We start from the raw sequence: 15,802 nt of genomic DNA on the forward strand, positions 1-15,802 counted from the left end.
GCCAGAGCCCGTTCTCGTAAACAGGGCCGAGTGCCCATCCCGGCAGCGGCGACAGCGTCGACGTTGGTCTGGGCCTCGAGAGAGGCATCCCAACCGAACAGGGCGGCGAACTCCAGGACGATCGCGACAAGCGATAGCCAGACGGTCGGCTCACAGCTGAGGAGGAAAGAGGTACGCATGCGGGACTCCTTCAGTGAGAGGACGGAGGGGTGGTACGTCCACGGATCGCACGGCCCACGAGCACGGCGAGCGGGGTCACGACCACGACGTACGCGGCGCAGGCCACTGCGGCCACGAAGCTGCCGGTGAATGCGAGGACGAGTCCCCCCAGGACGAGGGTCACGGCGAGGGTCCAGAAGAACAGGCGCATGAGACGTCCAACGACTAGTCTTCTGAGTCAGGAATTCTGTTCAGATATGAGGCGAGGCGTTCGAGGATCTCGTCCGCGGTCCTGGTCCAGACGTAAGGCCCGGGTTCGGTGTTCCAGGCTGCGATCCAGGTCCGGATGTCGTTCTCCAGGGCCTGGACGGTCTTGTGGACGCCTCGCCGTATCTGTTTGTTCGTCAGCTCGGCGAACCATCGCTCCACCAGGTTGAGCCAGGACGACCCGGTCGGTGTGAAGTGCAGGTGGAACCGGGGGTGGGCCAGTAGCCAGGTCTTGATGGCCGGGGTCTTGTGGGTGGCGCAGTTGTCCAGCACCAGGTGGACCTCGAGACCGTCCGGCACTTCCCGGTCGAGCTTGACGAGGAACTTCTTGAACTCCTCGGCGCGGTGGCGGCGGTGCAGGGAACCGATGACCTTGCCGGTGGCGACCTCGAGTGCGGCGAACAGGGTGGTGGTGCCGGCGCGGACGTAGTCGTGCGTGACGCGTTGCGGCACTCCGGGCATCATCGGCAGCACCGGCTGCGAGCGGTCCAGGGCCTGGATCTGCGACTTCTCGTCCACGCAGAAGACCAGGGCCCGCTCGGGCGGGTCCAGATAGAGGCCGACGACGTCGTGGACCTTGTCGACGAAGTACGGATCCGTGGACAGCTTGAAGGTCTCCGAGCGGTGCGGCTGCAGACCGAACGCCCGCCAGACCCGTGACACCGTCGACTGCGACAGACCCGTCTGCTTCGCCATCGACCGTGTCGACCAGTGCGTCGCGTTCTTCGGTGCGGACTCCAGGGTCCTGGCGACCAGCGCGGCCACCTGCTCGTCGGTGACCGACCTGGGACCGCCCGAGCGGGGCATGTCCCCCAGGCCGGCGATCCGGTGCTCGACGAACCTCGCCCGCCACCGGCCCACCGCATGCGCGGTCGAGCCGAGCCGGGCTGCCACGTCCTTGTTGGAAGCCCCCTCCGCGCAGGCCAGGATGATGCGGCAGCGAAGAGCCCACGCCTGCGGCGTGGAACGGCGCCGCACCCATCCCTCGAGCGCGGCCCGTTCCTCATCCGACAGAACCAACTCGGCCTTCGGCCGCCCAGTACGCGCCACAGGCCAAGCCTATACATCTGAACAGAATTCCTGACTCAGAAGACTAGTGCTGCTCCGCACCCGTCGGCGCCGGCTTGGCGGCCGTCCACCAGACCGGTGGACGAGGCGACGTCACGCAGGGACGCCGAGCGGCGGGTGCTCGAGCACGCGAGGCTTGTACTCGACCAGCTGGATGCTGTTGTCGAAGGTGCGGTGCGCGGTCATCTCAAGGGCAACATCCGGATAGCCGTCGTAGATGCGTTCTTCGCCCGTGGCCCCGGTGATCACGGGGAACATCACGACCCGGAAGCGGTCGACGAGTCCGGCACGCAGCAGGGACCGGCACAGACTGAGGCTGCCGATCGTGCTGAGGATCCCCGAGCCGCTCGACTTCATGGCGCGGACCGCCTCGACGGCGTCGTCTCGGACGAGCCTGGAGTTGGCCCACGTCAGCGGCTCCTCGAGTGAGGAGGAGAACACCACCTTGGAGGCTTGCGTGAGTTCGTCGACGGACGCCTCCTCCTCGGGCCTGAACTCGTCCTGACCGTTCGGGACCTCGCCTGCGGCGAAGCCCGACATCAGGCGGTAGGTGTTCGCTCCCATCAAGTAGGTGACCTCGGGCTGCTCGCCGAGCCATGCGAGGTACTCCGGGCCCTCGAGGCCCCAGAACCCGGGCCATCCCTGTCCCGATGCGTAGCCGTCGAGGGAGGTGATGAAGTCGACGAGAAGCTCCGACATGGCGGTGTCCTTCCTTGGGTGTCACGAGTGTGGACCGGGCGGGAGCCACAAACTCATCGGCCGCGCCGTGAGGTAGCGAGAAAACCCAACCGACCTGGCCTCTCTCGCTACTGGCCGTTCCGATCCTCCCGGAGGCGGTGGACCGCTTCTTCGGCATGGCCGTGCCGCGGGCATCCGCGCGCCTGGCGCACAGTCCACCGCAGGGCACACCGCTGACACGGGGGCAGCGGTGTGCCCTGCGCCGGCCGCAGCCGCGAATGTGTCCGCCAGACCGTCGCCTGACCCACCGCAACCACACACGGGAAGCGCCCGTCCTCGACCCGAGGGACGGGCGCTTCCCACGAGGGGGGTGGCTTTGTTCAAGCAGAAACACGCAGGACAACTGCCACTGACTCCGAGACCATCAGCCGATGACCACAGAACCGCATCTGCTGTCCCTCCGTATCGTCGTGCCACCGCTGGGAAGCCGACACGGCGCCGTGGAATGTCGACCGATCATCAACGGACGAGACCTCCTGGCCGACGTGTTCGACGAGGGGCCGGCAGATGACCCTCGGTATCTGTTGGGGCAGCATGCGCCGCTTCACGCGACAGACACGCCTCGCGAGGTTCGGCTTGCCGAGGCCGAGTGCACGGAAGGATGCTGCGGCGCTGTCTACGTGACCATCAGGCGCGAAGGGCAGCACGTGGTCTGGAGCGACTGGCGCAACCCTGATGAGGACGATGTCGACCTCGCAGAGCTTCGATTCGACGTCAATCAGTACGACGCGGAGGTCCGCCGGGCCTCGACCGACCACAGCTGGGAGTGGCCGGCCCGAACAGTCGCCAGGCTTCTGGAAGAACGGCTCCGGGAGCGGGTGGGCTGGCTGACGACCTGGGAATGCGAACTGGGAGCCGTCTCAGCTTGGCACTGGGAACCTGACCAGATCAGCGTCTTCCTGTTCCATCCCGGCCGTTCCGCGATCAGAGAAGACCGTCCCTGGCTTCAGTTCAGGATGCCCCTTCCGGTCTCCGGAGACGACCCGGGTGACCAAGCAGAGCGCCTTGAGGCGCGTCTCACGGCCGGAGACCCCCGCGAGGTCGCCGAGGTTTGCGGCGGTTCGAAGGAGTTTGCCGATCAGCTCGGCTACGCCTGGCCAGGTGCCCGACGTCGAGCATGAAGCGCGGTCCTCAAGGACACGCTGGAGACGCTCCGGGAGCAGGGCGGTCACACCGGGGGTGACCTCGGAAGACGGTTACGGCGTGGCCGACAGCAGTGGCCTCGCGCAAGCGCCCGGTCCCGGACCGCAGCGGTCCATCACACGCCGGCGTACGCGATCGCCAGGACCGTCAGCGTGCTCGTCGCCGCCCCGACCATGATCACCGCCGTCACGTGCCCGCGGGCCACCGTCCGGATGATGCCGTCGTCCTCGCCGTACGGCTCCGAGTGCGCCAGGGAATCCTCCTGCGCGTCGACGAGACAGACCGCGAGGTCCCGGCGCGCACGATCGGGGAGTTGCTTGTACGTGTCGAAAACATCGGCCGGAAAGCTGAGCCGGTAGGTCACGCGGCGCCCTCACGGTCACCACGGTGACCGGCATCGCGCAGGACATCGGCAGTGTGATCGACAAGACCCTCGCCACCCGCACCGAGCTGTCGCGCACGCGCGGCGGCGATCCGCCCGGCAGCGGACTCGAGTACCTCAGCCGCGGCCGCCCACCGGTCGAGCACCGCCGGCAGCTCGGCCACCGGCGTCAGGTGGACGTCCGCCAAGAGCTGCTGCCGAGAAGCCGAGTGCGGCAGAGCATGGTGGAGCCGGTCCACCGTCCACGTCCGAGCGACCGTTCCTGTCGCTGCCAGCGTACGCCGCCTCGCACAGCCAGGTCGGGCACTCCGCCAGTCCCCGCCGCCTCCGGGGACGGCATCCCCACCGACGTATGAACGCCCAAGGTCCGTAAGCCTCCGTTGCCGGCGCCGCAAGCGACTACGGGGCCGGCCGGGCTGAGAAGACGGCAGCAGCGGGAGGCAGAGGGGCCGCTGGGCCCGGAGCGGCGCCCCCCTCGCACTGGGCGCGGACCGTACCCCTGCCGTCACACCACCAGATCGTAAGGCGACCGCACCGCTGCCGAGGGCTGAGGAGGAGCAGCGGCTGCCGCGATGTGGCCGAGGCCGAATAGCTGATCCCAGCCCGGCGGGCCGCCCCTGGCCGAGCGTCCGGTCACTCGCCCACCCGGCCCGAGGCACAGACACGCGGGGCTGTGACTGAGCGATTCAGCGGACGGGGACTCGCCAGGTGTGGCGCTCAGGAGGCCGGGGAGCAGGTGCGATCGCCAGCGTCGCCGAGCGCGAGCGGGGCCTTGGACGTCGTGCCGCCGTGGCTCAGTGACAGCTCGATGCTGCCTTTCGTGTAGTCGGGGAACCATGCTGCGTAGAGCGTCCGGGCCCCGCCCGCCACGGTTCCGACCTTGCGGATTTCCAGGGGTGTGCCGCCGCAGGTCGCGGAGGTCACCTGCTGATGGTCGGCACCGAAGAGACGAACCCAGCCGTCGGTGAAGAGGGTGAAGATCGGATGTAGTCCGCTGGGGGACGTGACGGGCGGGTCCAGGCGACGGGTGGCGCAGGACTTTTCCCGGACCATGGTCGCGGTGACCGTGGCCGAGCAGAGCCTCTGGTCGCGGGTCTCCCAGGCGTAGGCGGCGCCGGCCGGCCACACCTCAACCAGCATCAGCCCCTGCGGGCCTGGGGCGTCGGGGCTCTGTGTCACCGACTTCGTGAGGGTTTCGTGGGTCTTGTCGGTCACTTCGGTCAGGTCTTGAGGCGAGGCAGACGGCCCAGCGGTCGAGGCGGAGGTGCGGGAGAGGGACGGCACCGCAGAACTCCCCTCTCCACCCGAGCAGCCTGTCGAGGTTGTGACCAGCAGTACCGCTGCCCCGAAGACAGTACGAAGTTCGCGTCGCATGAGCATTCCTCCCCCGTGCGCGCCCCGAGACTTGGGCGCACACAGAGGATTACAGCAGCCAGAGCGGACGGCTGCCCTGCCGCCAACCCCGCCAAGTCGACGGCTCGGTCGCCAGGTGAAGCGCTCAGTCACAGGGGCTCCGCCCCACACCCCGGCCACCACGGCCTCAGGGAGCATCGGCACAGCGGTTGGCTGAGAACTTCGACGGAACGCTGCGTGCGGGCGCGGCTGAGGCGGGATTCGAGCTGCCAACACCCCGCTCAGTACCGAACCTCTTTCACCGCCTCCTGACCGAACCGGGCGCCCGGATCTGCGTGCCGGAGTCGAGGATGACGGGTTCGAAGGCCTGATGGAGTGCTGGGAGGCGACGTGGCCGGAGGGCCAGGAGACGTTCGACCGTGTGCGCGCCGCTCACCGTGAGGCCGCGCTTGCCGGCGTCGACCTGATGGCACAGTCGCCCATGGCGACCGGGCTGATCGGCCTGACGCGAGCCGTCGCTGGTTCAGAGCGCGGGTCAAGTCCCGGTTGGCGGCTCGGGCGGCGTCTAGTTCGGCCTACCGTTCCTCCAACGCTCGGGACAACTCGACGTTTCGCTGTTCGAGCCGGGTGAGGCGGCTGCTCAGATCGGCGACGTCGGCAGGTGCCCCGAGCCCGGAGGTCCACCGGCTCTCTTCGCTGAGCGCTTTCGACAGGTGATCTTCGAGCTGGTGGACGCACTCGGCCAAGCGGACGCTGCGGGCATCCGTGTTGACTGGGTCGGCTTGCAGCGAAGCCCGTGTGACGGCCGGCCCGGTCCCGGCCGGGCTGACGGGTTCGTGGGCGGCGGTGTGGAGGGCGTCGTGGAGGTCGCGGTGGCGGTGGAGGAAGCTGCGGTCGATACGGGCGGCCCGGGCGAGGGCCTTGCTGACTACCGGAGGATCTCGGATCATGCGTGTCCATGGCAGACGTAACGGCGGTGCTTGGGCTGGTCGGCGGGTTAGGTGCAGCAGCTATCGGTGCGATGGGCGGCATCCTCCTGCAGCGATCTAAGCGCCGTGAGGACAGCGCCGCAGTCGCCGTGCAGCGCGCGGATGCTGCGGACGAGCGACGGCGACTCATGAACGAACTGACGCTGGAGATCATCACTTCCGCACGGACTGTCAACCGTGCGCTGTTGGCGTCACTCGAACGATTCGTGCAGGACGCTGAAGCTGGTCGGTCGGTCGACGCCAACCGCTTTGATGAGCAGGTCGGCACGTTGGAGGCTGATCTGGCTGGATCGCTCCACCGCCTGGCGGCGAGCGAGACTGCGATCGTGCCGACGGAATCCCTTACCGGTGAGCACAGACCCTTCGCCGAAGTCGTGGCTGAGATGACCGCCTCCATACGGAAGCACCTCCTAGAAGTGGCCTCTGGCTCTTCCTTGGACTGCCTGGAGACTGACCTCCGCTTGGCACGTGCCACGTCCGCCGACCTCGACACGTTCCTCCGCGCCCAGACCGAGGCTGTCGTGGGACGGCCACTCGGCTTCAGGCTGGCGATGGACGAGGTCTGATCTGGGCGGCGATCGCTGCGGAGGACGTCAATGGGTCTGCCGCGGCTGGACCCGGCTCGCGGTGGCTGCGGTCGAACGCGCCGTGCCGTGGCGCCCATCTCCAGCACCGCAACGAACATCGTGACCGACGCCGGCTCGCAGGCCAGTGGCGGCCCGGCGGGATGCCGGTCCTGCCGTGTGGCGGCAAGCCCCACCCCCAGCACCTGCCGGGTGAGTCAAGTGGCTGGTCTTGGGTGACACTGCGGGTGGCGTACAGTTGGACCTTCCGACGCGGGGTGGAGCAGCTCGGTAGCTCGCTGGGCTCATAACCCAGAGGTCGCAGGTTCAAATCCTGTCCCCGCTACTGAAGTCGTTTGAGGCCCGGATCCTGTGGATCCGGGCCTCAAACGTGCACGTGAGCGTGAAGCCGTCCCGCCTGTTCCCGTCGACCGGGCCGACGAGGGATGCCAGCCTGCTCCTCGACGCGCCCGACCACACCTGATCTGCCCCGATCACCACGCTGAGCGCTCCAGAGCGGTGGACACTTCTGGCCGATTTCCGACTTCAGTGGCGGGGCTCTTGCCGACGGGTGTATTCCTCGGCCGGCTTGAAGCGCGGGCGATGCGGTCTGCCAGGCGTGAGGCACCAAGCTCCGGCACCTGGCCGCAGACGGGGCAGCCCACGTCGTACACCTGCCACACGGGCCGGGCCTCCCTCTGCCGCGCTTCCCGCTCATCGATGATCAGCTGCAAGCGCTCGTCATGCGGCACCTGCCGCACCTGACCGGCACGGCCTCCGCCCAAGACAACGCACCTCTGGCCACGACCCACCTCGCAACGCGGACACGCCTTCTTGGTCCAGTACGCCCGGCCGACCTGGTTGTGCAGCGGCGCACGTTCTCGTGGCCTGAGCGGCGCGAGTGTCTGGGACGAGAAGGGCATGGACCGGGCCCTTTCGCTCCACAGCTCAATCTGGGTCTGCCGATGCGCCCCAACCTTGCCGACCTCGTTGGATTCCCGGCACAGTTACTTGACCTTGGACCCTGGTCTTCTGTCCGGCCACGCCCTGGTTCAGCCGGGCACACAGATCCTGGCGCGTCTCGGTTTCCTTCTCCATCCAGAGGGAAGCGTTTCGCAGGGCGACGTCCAGCTGGCCCTGGAGCTGCGGGCTCACGTCAGTCAGCTCGCCGATCTCGTGGCACACCGATTGCGCCAGGTTTGTGGACTCGACCCGGCGGGCGTAGAGCAGCCGGCGCAGCAGCTCCTGCGCATGCACGTCCTGCGCCGGTTCCTCCTGCTTCTTGCCCGGAGTCCACCGGGTGGAAGGGGGCCCGCTCCAGGCTTGGACGATCCGCTCGACCGCCGGGGTGGACAGGCCCCGCTCGGTGATCTCGCATTCGTCCAGGGCGAACCACTCGGTGGGCCGGGCGAACGCCTCGGTCCCGATCCGCACCCGGCGGGCGGTGCCGTCGCTGTCGAGGCGGATGCGGTGCACGCACCAATGTCGGATCAGGGTGTCCGGGTCCACCGGGACGGACACCCCGAGTACCGGTTCGTGCTCTGCGTCCCAGTCCGGTGCCACCTCCTGGTCCAGGTGCACGCGCAGCCTCTTGTGCGGGAGCTGGATGTCGACGACCGAACCGATCGGCGCCCCGTCCGGCTGGACGAAATCGAAGCCGGCCTGTGTACCGCGAGCGCGCAGCCAGATGTCGGCCGCGGCCTTCACGTACAGATGGTCTGCGCTCGCCACCCCACGAGCACGGCGTCCGCGCAGATGAGGAGGCCCGTCGGGGCCGGGATGGTGGGCGAAGTGGCAGACCCGGTCGGTATACACCTTGGTGGTCAGCTGCAGGCCACAGCCTCCGAGCAGTAGCCCGCACCAGAGCGTGTCGTGTTCGTGCCGCCGGCGGAAGGCGTCCAGCTTGATCGCTTCCAGCGGCAGCATCAACGGCTCCTCCGAGTCCGCGCTGCCCAGTACCGCCGTCTGAATCTGCCGCCTGTCACCCCGCACGCACCCCCACCTTCCCCTCCAATTCGGCGTGCCATCACACCCACTGGCTCCGCAGCCGATCATCGTGTCCACCCCGCTGCACGTGAAGGAGGGCAACGTGACGGTCGTACTCGGTGCTCTTCTGCAGCGCGGGAGATGATGGGGAGGGAATGATGGAACGCGAGGTCAGGAGCCTCCATGGCGAAGCAGGTTCACCAACCGCGTGAGGACGCGGAGTTCGACTTCATCCTCGGGATGAGCGGAGTCCCGGTCCTCGCGTACTTCATCGGGACATGGCCCAAGGCGATCGAACCCTGCCGGGCGATGGACCTCGTCGTGGGCGCCATCGCCGAGGAGTACACGGGCCGCCTGACGGTCGTCCGCACCGACATCACGCGCTGTCCGGTCGCCACCGAACGATACGGGGTCACCGGAGCCCCGTCCTACGTACTGCTGAGAGAGGGAGCGGCTGTGGCGCACGGCACGGGGCTCATGACCATTGCCGAGGTACGGGAGTTCCTGGGCGGCCGTCTCTGATCTGCTGCGGCCGCAAGGCCCGTCACGCAACCCGTGGGCGTGCCGTCTCGGCTCCAACACGGCCGGCGCCGTTCCGCCCGGCGGCGCGCTCGGCTCGGGCCCGCAGGATCGCGGCCGCGCGGACGGCTTCGACGGCCTGGCGTTGCTTGACACGGACGTCCTCGAGCGACGCCGGCGCCTCGTCCTCCTGGTCCTGGTCGATGTCGGGGAAGACGCGTTCGGCGAGCTCGCGGCGGGCCTGTTCCTGCCGTACGACGGCGGCGGCGAGTGCCGGGTCCTCCTGGCGGGGCGGGGCGACCACGCGGTGGGCGGCGAGTGCACGGTGGTAGCCGGCCGATGTGGTCTCCCGGGTCTTCACCGGTCCGGGCCGGGACGACCTGTCGCGGGGCTGGTTTCTTGGCGGCCGCCAAGGACGTTGCCGTGATGGCGGCGCGGAAGGCGGATGCCAGGACGTGCACGGCTTGGACGTTCGCTTCGGGCACCGTCTTGTTGGCGGCCTCGATGAGCTTCGGCGCGATCCAGCGGATCTTCGTGCCGTATGCGAGGGCGTCGGGGACAACGTCCACGCAGTTGGTCGTCTCCGCCGCTGACCTCGACCCGGATGGCGAAAGGTTCCCTGCCGGAGCTCCCGCGGCCTTCTCCCCTCAGGGAGGACCTGTTTCGGGCCTGTCTTCCGGTTCTGTGCCTGTCGCCGAAATCGTCGACGGCGTCAGGTGGAGACTGCTGTTCTTCGGTGGTGCTGTGATGTGGAAAGCCCCGAACCCGCCCTCGCCGCCTCGGATCTGCACGTGGTGATGTGCTGTGCGATGTGCACCATTACCTGTACACGGTGCTGAGCTGCACTGTTGATGGGGAGTCGAACCCCCGCGTTGCTCTTCACGCGCCAGGAGTGGGCTGGAAAACCGCCGGCCCTCGGTGTGTGCACGCCTCCGAAGCTGCTACCTGCTCCACAAAGCCCAGCCTGCCGGACTTCTCAGTCCAGCAGATCGACCTCCCAGTTCGTGCGCTGGATCCGCACATCGACCTCGCGGATCTCCCGAGCCAGTGCATCTGCCTGACCGCGCAGCTCCGCGACAGGAAGGGCGGAAAGCATCATCAGCTCGGACCGAAGCTGCCGGCCGTATCCCCGCTCGCCGCTACCCGCCGCGGCATCCGCTGCCGCGGTGACCACAGAGTGACGCAAACGCAGGACATCACGGCGTGCGAGGGCATCGGTGAGCGTGCCGTCTGGACCCATTTCCACGGTGGCATTGGTCCGGTTGATCCGCCGGATCAACGTTTCCAGGGAGTCCAGCACCTCGCCGACCTCAGCCAGCAGCTGGGCTGCATCCTCGGCAGGTGTCTCGCCTTCCTGGTACCGAGCACTGCCGACAACGCGTGCTCGCAGCTGTTCTACACGGCGCGTGGCCTCCGCGCGTTCTGCCAGTGCCTCAGCAAGCTTCACTGTCTCCACCTCCCCCTCCATGAGCTTGCACGAGTATACGAGTGCGAACGAGCGCGGCCGCTTCGCAGACGGCACCGGCAAGATCCTCCTGTTCGTACGGCACCGGCCTCGCTCCGGGCGGCAGAGCCGTCACGGAGCGAGGCAGCATCGGCTCGACGGGCGGTGAGAGGTGCACTCTCCACTCCTACGCCTTTCGTGCCCCGCCCGCTCGCCTGCACGCGCCGCGCTGGGCTCCCGAGGCGACGCCGTATGGCATGGGGCCTTGCTCACGTTGCCGGCCTGTCAGAGTCCGCGCCTAGGCTGTCGCAGAGATTCGATCAAGGAGCAGGGCAGTGCGAATAGAGCGTCACCAGGTGGGCCGGGCCGCCGTTTCGACAGCGCGCGAGGACTTCACGAACCGCATCGGGCGTCAGGTGCACTCCATGTCGAGGGCCGGCCGCATGGCCACGTACGAATGGCAGTCGGTCGCGGACGAGTTCCTCGACTACCTCGGCGCTCTCTCCGTCGAAACACCCGACCTCGACAGCCCAGAGGCCAAGGCCGCCCTCAAGGACGCCTCCGAGGCCGCGGTCGGCGCCGTCGCCTACGCCGCGTACCACCCCCACTGCACCTTCAACGTCTTCCTGGAGTACGTCAACTTCGGCATGAGCTACGACCCGGGTGACGAGGCCCCCGAGGAAACGGTCACACCCGGCGAGTGGATCGACGCGCTGTGTCTGTCGGTGCTCCGGGACAAGGCGAAGTGGCACGGTGAGGAATTCACCTTTGCCCGGCGGAAGTTCGCCGAGCAGGCGAAGGGAACGCCTGGCGGTGAGCTCGCCACGGGGTTGACGGCCGTGGTCCTGGACGACGCCGGCGACGGGGAGTACCCGCCGAGCGCGCGGGCCAAGCTGGCTGCCCTCGACGCTGCTCTGGACCGGATCCGTGCCTGCGCCGAACAGACCGGCGAGCCCCTCCTGGACCGGCCCGACAGCCTGGCGCTGCGCACACTGCGCGCACTGACGACAGAGGACCGGGAGGCCTTCGATGCCGCACTCGCCGACCTCCTGACCAGGCACGCCGCCCTGCACGGCCCAACAGCCACACCAAGCACTCTCCTCCCCCTGGTCCCCATCGCACTCGCCGCGCTCGCGTACCGGACGCTGGGCTGGGCACCTGCCGTCCACACGGACTACCTGCCGCACGCGCTGGTCACCGGCTTCGAGACGCAGGGACCGCGGGTCGCAGGGTTCGGCCGGAGCCGGCGGCCGGACGCTGTCGCCGCGCTCGCCACGGGCCCGCTTGTCGTGGAACGGCCGGCCTGCGAGCGGGATGGGGATGGGATCCAGCGGATCGAGGCCATGTACGAGGAACACCTCCACGAAGCGTTCACTCCCGTCGACGGCAAGCCTCTTGCTGTCTCGCATCTGGCCCACGTGCTGGAGGACCAGAGGCGCCTGTTCCAGTGGCGGGCGGGAAACCCCGGCGACCTCGCGGACGCCCAGCTCGCCACTCTTCGGCTGGCCTCTCAGATGGGCGCGGCCCTGTTCCGCGTCGCGCTGGCGGAGCCGGACACCGAGGTCGAGGTGTCCATCGGCGGGCGCACCCTGCGCTACCCCGCCAAGCGGGGTAGGGAAGCCGGTGCCGGGTACTGGCAGATGGCCGTCGCCTTCGCCCTGATCACCGGTGTGCGTGAGGACCTCGCCCCGCTGGTCCTCACCGGCCCCACCTTTGCCGGCCCGGACGGATCCGCGTTCACCGCGTACCGCGAAGCGCTCTACGCCTACCTGGCGGGCGCCGAACCCGAAGCGGCCGCACAGCGGGCGCTGCAGGAGGCCGAGAAGGCCAAGGACTGGGGCTTCGCGATGCCGCCGGCCGTGCTGCTGTCGCAGCTCGTGGAGGGCAACGAGGAGAGCTTCAACCTCGCCCTGGCCGACGCGCTCGAAGCCCATCGCGCCTACTACCAGGTCGCCGACCGCGCCGACGGCCCCGAAGTCTCCGTCAACCTCGACGTCCTGGCCCTGGCCTGCCACGGCCGCCGCCGGGGCTGGGCCATCCGCGTGGAGTCCTCCTACCTGCCGCAGTACCTCCTGCGGGCCGCTGAACCCTTTTGACATCCTCTCCGCCCTAAAGGACGGAGATTCCCGCCTGCCGCGCCGTTGACCGGCGCGGCTTCGGGTGGGTTCCTGTTTCTTCGCGCTGTGCCGGGACGAGTCCCGGTCTCACCCGCGCTCCGCAGGCTGATACCGCCAGTCCGGCGGCCTTGGCGACGTTGACCGCCGCGTTGATGTCCCGGTCCAGGACAGCCCCGCAGGCCCCGCAGGTCCACATACGGATGTGCAGGGGTTGGGGGCCGTCCTTGCTCCCGCAGGCCGAGCAGACCTGCGAGGTCGGCTCGAACCGGCCGATGCGGTGGAAGACACGCCCGTACAGGGCGGCCTTGTACTCCAGCATCGAAACGAACGCCGACCATCCGGCGTCGTGCACGGACTTCGCGAGGCGGGTGCGGGCAAGCCCCTTGACCGCCAGGTCTTCCACCGCCACCGCTTGGTTCTCGCGGATGACCTTCGTGGAGAGCTGGTGGTGGAACTCGCGCCGCGCATCGGCGGTCCGTGCGTGGGCGCGGGCGACCTTGATGCGGGCCTTGGCCCGGTTGCTGCTGCCCTTGGCCTTGCGGGACAGATCCCGCTGGGCCTTCTTCAGCTTCTTCTCGGCCCGGCGCAGGAAGCGGGGGCTGTCGATCTTCGTGCCGTCGGACAGGATCGCGAAGTGGGTCAGACCGAGATCGATGCCGACCACGGCGTCCGTGGCGGGCAGCACCTCGGGGGCGGTCTCGACCACGAACGAGGCGAAGTACCGGCCCGCACTGTCCATGACCACCGTCACCGTGGACGGCACCGACGGCAGGGTGCGGGACCACTTCACGGCGATGTCACCGACCTTTGGGAAGCCGGAGCTTTCCCCCAGCCGTGATCTTCCACCCGGCGTTCGCGGTGAACCGGACCGACTGCCGCGTGTCCTTGCGGGACTTGAACCGGGGCGCACCCATGCGCGGGCGCTTGCCCTTGAGGCCGTCGAAGAAGTTCTTGTAGGCGGCGTCCAGATCCCGCAGGGACTGCTGCAGGACGACCGATGACACCTCGGCGAGCCACGCCCGCTCGGGAGTCTTCTTCGAGGCGGTGAGCTGCTTGGACAGCTCACCCGACGGGATGAACGGCAGCCCGGCGGCCCGGGCGGTCTCACGGACGCGCAGCGCGTCGTTGAAGACGACCCGAGCACACCCGAACGCCCTCGCCAGCGACTTGCGCTGACCGGCGCTCGGGTACACGCGGAAGCTGTACCGAAGCTGCATGACGACCACCATATTCTTTGGTCTACGGCGTATCGGCCCGGATGCTGCGCAAGGAGTACGACGCTCACGTGCGCCGGTACCTGTGGGGCGGACACTTCTGGTCCGGCTCCTCCTTTGCCAGGAGCTGCGGCGGCGCACCGCTGACCGCGGTCAAGCAGTACACCGAGAACCGGAAGCGACCCGTCTGACCGCCACCCCGCAGGCACAGCGAACCCCGGCGATCCGCGCCTCCGGGCCAACAATGCGCTTCACCCCCGCCCTGAAGGGGCGGAGCACTGCGCAAGATCAGAGATAGAAGCCCCACGGCCTTTCGTCAGCACGCCCATCAACCCGTTGCGCGTACGGCCCACGGCTACCCCACCCTCACAAGCGGATTCCCACGGAGCGTAGTGGCCCACCGGGTGGTGGGTCCGGGATCAAAGCCGTGATCAAGACGGTGTCAGTGAGCCTTTTCCAACCTCGTATCTGTGCTGGTCAAGGGCACGTGGACAGCTGGCTACGCCAGTCGGCGACAGGCCCCTGGCCAGCAGATCCACAGCTGGCCACCATGTCCCGAACTCTCAACCGGACGTAGCCAGCCCTGCTGACAGGCAGGTTGGAAAAGGCTCATAGGAATCAGTGGACATGCCGCCGCCCTGTCGTCAAACGATCGTTTGCCGACACAGGTCTTGCTTCTGGCGATGCCCGCGGGGGCCTGCAACAGCGTTCGCTCAGGCCTCGGGCCTGGGGGCGAGGGTGATGAGGGCGGTGGCAATCTGGTCGAGGCGAGCGGGGGCGAGGGCGTAGAGAACGTAGTAGCCCTCGCGCTGGGTGGTGGTGAGTCCTGCCTGGGTGAGCTGATGGAGGTGGCGGGAGGTCACGGAGGGGGACAGGCCGAGGAGGGTGGCGAGTTCCTGTGTGGTGCGGCTCTGGGCGGCGAGGTGGGTGACGATCTGCAGGCGTGGGGCGGCGGCCAGGGCCCGGAGCACGGTGAGGGTGTCTTTCTGACTGGTGGGGCGGGCGGTCGAGGCGGGCGCGAGGGGCAGCGCGGGGTAGGTGATCCGCATGGGCCAGGGGGCGTCGCAGGTGACGCGGACGTGGGGCCAGACGTAGTGGCTGGCGGTGAACGTCACGGGGTGTTCATGGGTGACGGTGACGTCGTGGTCGTGCGGACGGTCGAGCCGCAGGGTCCGCCGGCCGGGGTCCACGCGGATCTGGGGAGCGAGGGTGCGGAGCATCGGGAACAGGCCCTGGTGGGCGATCCGGGCGCCCGAGCGGGCGATCGACTCGTACAAGGAGGGCTCGATGCGCTCCCACTCCTGGGCGAAGCCGGCGTCCCAGTAGTCCTCGAGCACGGTGAGCGCGTCGTCGAGGACGGGTCGGGGATCGGTGAGGATGCCCTCCAGCCGTGCCGCCCGGCCGGGGTCGCTGTCCCGGTACTCGGTGAGTACCGCGTCGCGGGCGGCGGGGTCGTCGACGAGGTCGTCTCCTGTGTGGCGGGTGGTGTCGACGAGCGTTCTGGCGAGTTCGGCGGCCAGCAGAGCGGGCGGCAGGTCCCGTACGGCCGCGAGCTGGTCCGCGAAGTCGGCGTCGTGATCACCGGTGCGGCTTTCGAAGAGGGCGGGGATGTGGTCGGCCACGACGAAGTCGTGCTCGCGCATGCGCCGGCGCAGGGCGGCGGGCAGGCGGCGGCACTGCCGGACCCAGGGGACGTGCAGGGCGTGGTGGCCGGGGTCGGTGAGGACGTGCCAGGAGTGGACGGCTTCGAGTAGGGGTGAGACGGAGAAGGCGATGTCCTCCTCGGCCGTCTCGGCGAAGCGCAGGGTGATCACGATTGCAGGATTTCACAATCAGTTGATCGGAACCCGCTGCGTCGAT

At 68.6% G+C, this 15,802-nt stretch carries 16 protein-coding genes, 1 tRNA gene and 1 pseudogene; 7 read left to right on the forward strand and 11 right to left on the reverse strand.

Annotation, left to right across the window (positions count from 1 at the left end; genetic code table 11):
- Positions 1 to 190: 190 nt before the first annotated feature.
- The 3 genes from ACFYX3_RS24950 to ACFYX3_RS24960 form a co-directional block, all read right to left on the reverse strand.
- Positions 191 to 370, reverse strand: coding sequence for a hypothetical protein (locus ACFYX3_RS24950; protein ID WP_389017294.1), 180 nt, complete (start codon positions 368 to 370; stop codon positions 191 to 193).
- 14 nt (positions 371 to 384) lie between these two features.
- Positions 385 to 1,476, reverse strand: a complete 1,092-nt coding sequence (locus ACFYX3_RS24955) for an IS630 family transposase (protein ID WP_389017297.1) — start codon at positions 1,474 to 1,476, stop codon at positions 385 to 387.
- 111 nt (positions 1,477 to 1,587) lie between these two features.
- A complete protein-coding gene (locus tag ACFYX3_RS24960; protein WP_389017300.1) occupies positions 1,588 to 2,193 on the reverse strand; it encodes a dihydrofolate reductase family protein in 606 nt (201 codons plus the stop codon).
- A 410-nt stretch (positions 2,194 to 2,603) separates the two neighbouring features.
- On the opposite strand from ACFYX3_RS24960, the gene ACFYX3_RS24965 reads away from it, so the two are divergent.
- Positions 2,604 to 3,353, forward strand: a complete 750-nt coding sequence (locus ACFYX3_RS24965; protein WP_389017303.1) for a hypothetical protein — start codon at positions 2,604 to 2,606, stop codon at positions 3,351 to 3,353.
- Positions 3,354 to 3,490: 137 nt separating this feature from the next.
- Here ACFYX3_RS24965 and ACFYX3_RS24970 read toward each other — a convergent pair whose 3' ends face one another.
- Positions 3,491 to 3,739 carry a hypothetical protein gene (locus ACFYX3_RS24970; protein WP_389017306.1) on the reverse strand — a complete coding sequence of 83 codons (249 nt, stop codon included), beginning with the start codon at positions 3,737 to 3,739 and terminating at the stop codon, positions 3,491 to 3,493.
- 23 nt (positions 3,740 to 3,762) lie between these two features.
- Here ACFYX3_RS24970 and ACFYX3_RS24975 point away from each other — a divergent pair, with 23 nt between their 5' ends.
- Positions 3,763 to 4,113 carry a hypothetical protein gene (locus ACFYX3_RS24975; protein ID WP_389017309.1) on the forward strand — a complete coding sequence of 117 codons (351 nt, stop codon included), beginning with the start codon at positions 3,763 to 3,765 and terminating at the stop codon, positions 4,111 to 4,113.
- A gap of 361 nt (positions 4,114 to 4,474) precedes the next feature.
- Here ACFYX3_RS24975 and ACFYX3_RS24980 read toward each other — a convergent pair whose 3' ends face one another.
- Both ACFYX3_RS24980 and ACFYX3_RS24985 read right to left on the reverse strand, forming a co-directional pair.
- Positions 4,475 to 4,972, reverse strand: a complete 498-nt coding sequence (locus ACFYX3_RS24980) for a hypothetical protein (RefSeq protein WP_389017312.1) — start codon at positions 4,970 to 4,972, stop codon at positions 4,475 to 4,477.
- A 713-nt stretch (positions 4,973 to 5,685) separates the two neighbouring features.
- Positions 5,686 to 6,060, reverse strand: coding sequence for a hypothetical protein (locus ACFYX3_RS24985; protein ID WP_389017315.1), 375 nt, complete (start codon positions 6,058 to 6,060; stop codon positions 5,686 to 5,688).
- Between the two features lie 8 nt (positions 6,061 to 6,068).
- Here ACFYX3_RS24985 and ACFYX3_RS24990 point away from each other — a divergent pair, with 8 nt between their 5' ends.
- Positions 6,069 to 6,665 carry a hypothetical protein gene (locus ACFYX3_RS24990; RefSeq protein WP_389017318.1) on the forward strand — a complete coding sequence of 199 codons (597 nt, stop codon included), beginning with the start codon at positions 6,069 to 6,071 and terminating at the stop codon, positions 6,663 to 6,665.
- A 269-nt stretch (positions 6,666 to 6,934) separates the two neighbouring features.
- Positions 6,935 to 7,008, forward strand: a tRNA-Met gene (locus tag ACFYX3_RS24995).
- A 602-nt stretch (positions 7,009 to 7,610) separates the two neighbouring features.
- On the opposite strand, the gene ACFYX3_RS25000 is transcribed toward ACFYX3_RS24995, so the two are convergent.
- Positions 7,611 to 8,588: a hypothetical protein gene (locus ACFYX3_RS25000; protein WP_389017321.1), complete on the reverse strand. Its 978-nt coding sequence runs from the start codon at positions 8,586 to 8,588 to the stop codon at positions 7,611 to 7,613.
- A 243-nt stretch (positions 8,589 to 8,831) separates the two neighbouring features.
- Here ACFYX3_RS25000 and ACFYX3_RS25005 point away from each other — a divergent pair, with 243 nt between their 5' ends.
- Entirely contained in the window at positions 8,832 to 9,170 is a 339-nt protein-coding gene (locus ACFYX3_RS25005; RefSeq protein ID WP_389017324.1) for a thioredoxin family protein, read from the forward strand.
- Between the two features lie 22 nt (positions 9,171 to 9,192).
- Here the strand turns inward: ACFYX3_RS25005 and ACFYX3_RS25010 are convergent, their stop codons facing one another.
- Together ACFYX3_RS25010 and ACFYX3_RS25015 are read right to left on the reverse strand one after the other, a co-directional pair.
- Positions 9,193 to 9,528 (reverse strand): hypothetical protein, encoded by a 336-nt coding sequence (locus ACFYX3_RS25010; protein ID WP_389017327.1) that lies wholly within the window; start codon positions 9,526 to 9,528, stop codon positions 9,193 to 9,195.
- Positions 9,529 to 10,143: 615 nt separating this feature from the next.
- Positions 10,144 to 10,614: a DIP1984 family protein gene (locus ACFYX3_RS25015; RefSeq protein WP_382663042.1), complete on the reverse strand. Its 471-nt coding sequence runs from the start codon at positions 10,612 to 10,614 to the stop codon at positions 10,144 to 10,146.
- Positions 10,615 to 10,967: 353 nt separating this feature from the next.
- On the opposite strand from ACFYX3_RS25015, the gene ACFYX3_RS25020 reads away from it, so the two are divergent.
- Positions 10,968 to 12,707, forward strand: a complete 1,740-nt coding sequence (locus ACFYX3_RS25020; protein WP_389017492.1) for an immunity 49 family protein — start codon at positions 10,968 to 10,970, stop codon at positions 12,705 to 12,707.
- Positions 12,708 to 12,720: 13 nt separating this feature from the next.
- On the opposite strand, the pseudogene ACFYX3_RS25025 reads toward ACFYX3_RS25020, so the two are convergent.
- A pseudogene (locus tag ACFYX3_RS25025) lies at positions 12,721 to 13,945 on the reverse strand (RNA-guided endonuclease InsQ/TnpB family protein).
- 17 nt (positions 13,946 to 13,962) lie between these two features.
- On the opposite strand from ACFYX3_RS25025, the gene ACFYX3_RS25030 reads away from it, so the two are divergent.
- The gene (locus tag ACFYX3_RS25030; protein WP_389017330.1) at positions 13,963 to 14,133 is read left to right on the forward strand and encodes a transposase; all 171 of its coding nucleotides are present in this window, start codon (positions 13,963 to 13,965) and stop codon (positions 14,131 to 14,133) included.
- Between the two features lie 522 nt (positions 14,134 to 14,655).
- On the opposite strand, the gene ACFYX3_RS25035 is transcribed toward ACFYX3_RS25030, so the two are convergent.
- Positions 14,656 to 15,756 (reverse strand): DUF5937 family protein, encoded by a 1,101-nt coding sequence (locus ACFYX3_RS25035; protein ID WP_389017333.1) that lies wholly within the window; start codon positions 15,754 to 15,756, stop codon positions 14,656 to 14,658.
- Between the last annotated feature and the right edge of the window lie 46 nt (positions 15,757 to 15,802).

Origin of the sequence: Streptomyces sp. NPDC002463 (assembly GCF_042889835.1) — a bacterium.
Classification (GTDB): Bacteria; Actinomycetota; Actinomycetes; order Streptomycetales; family Streptomycetaceae; genus Streptomyces; species Streptomyces nymphaeiformis.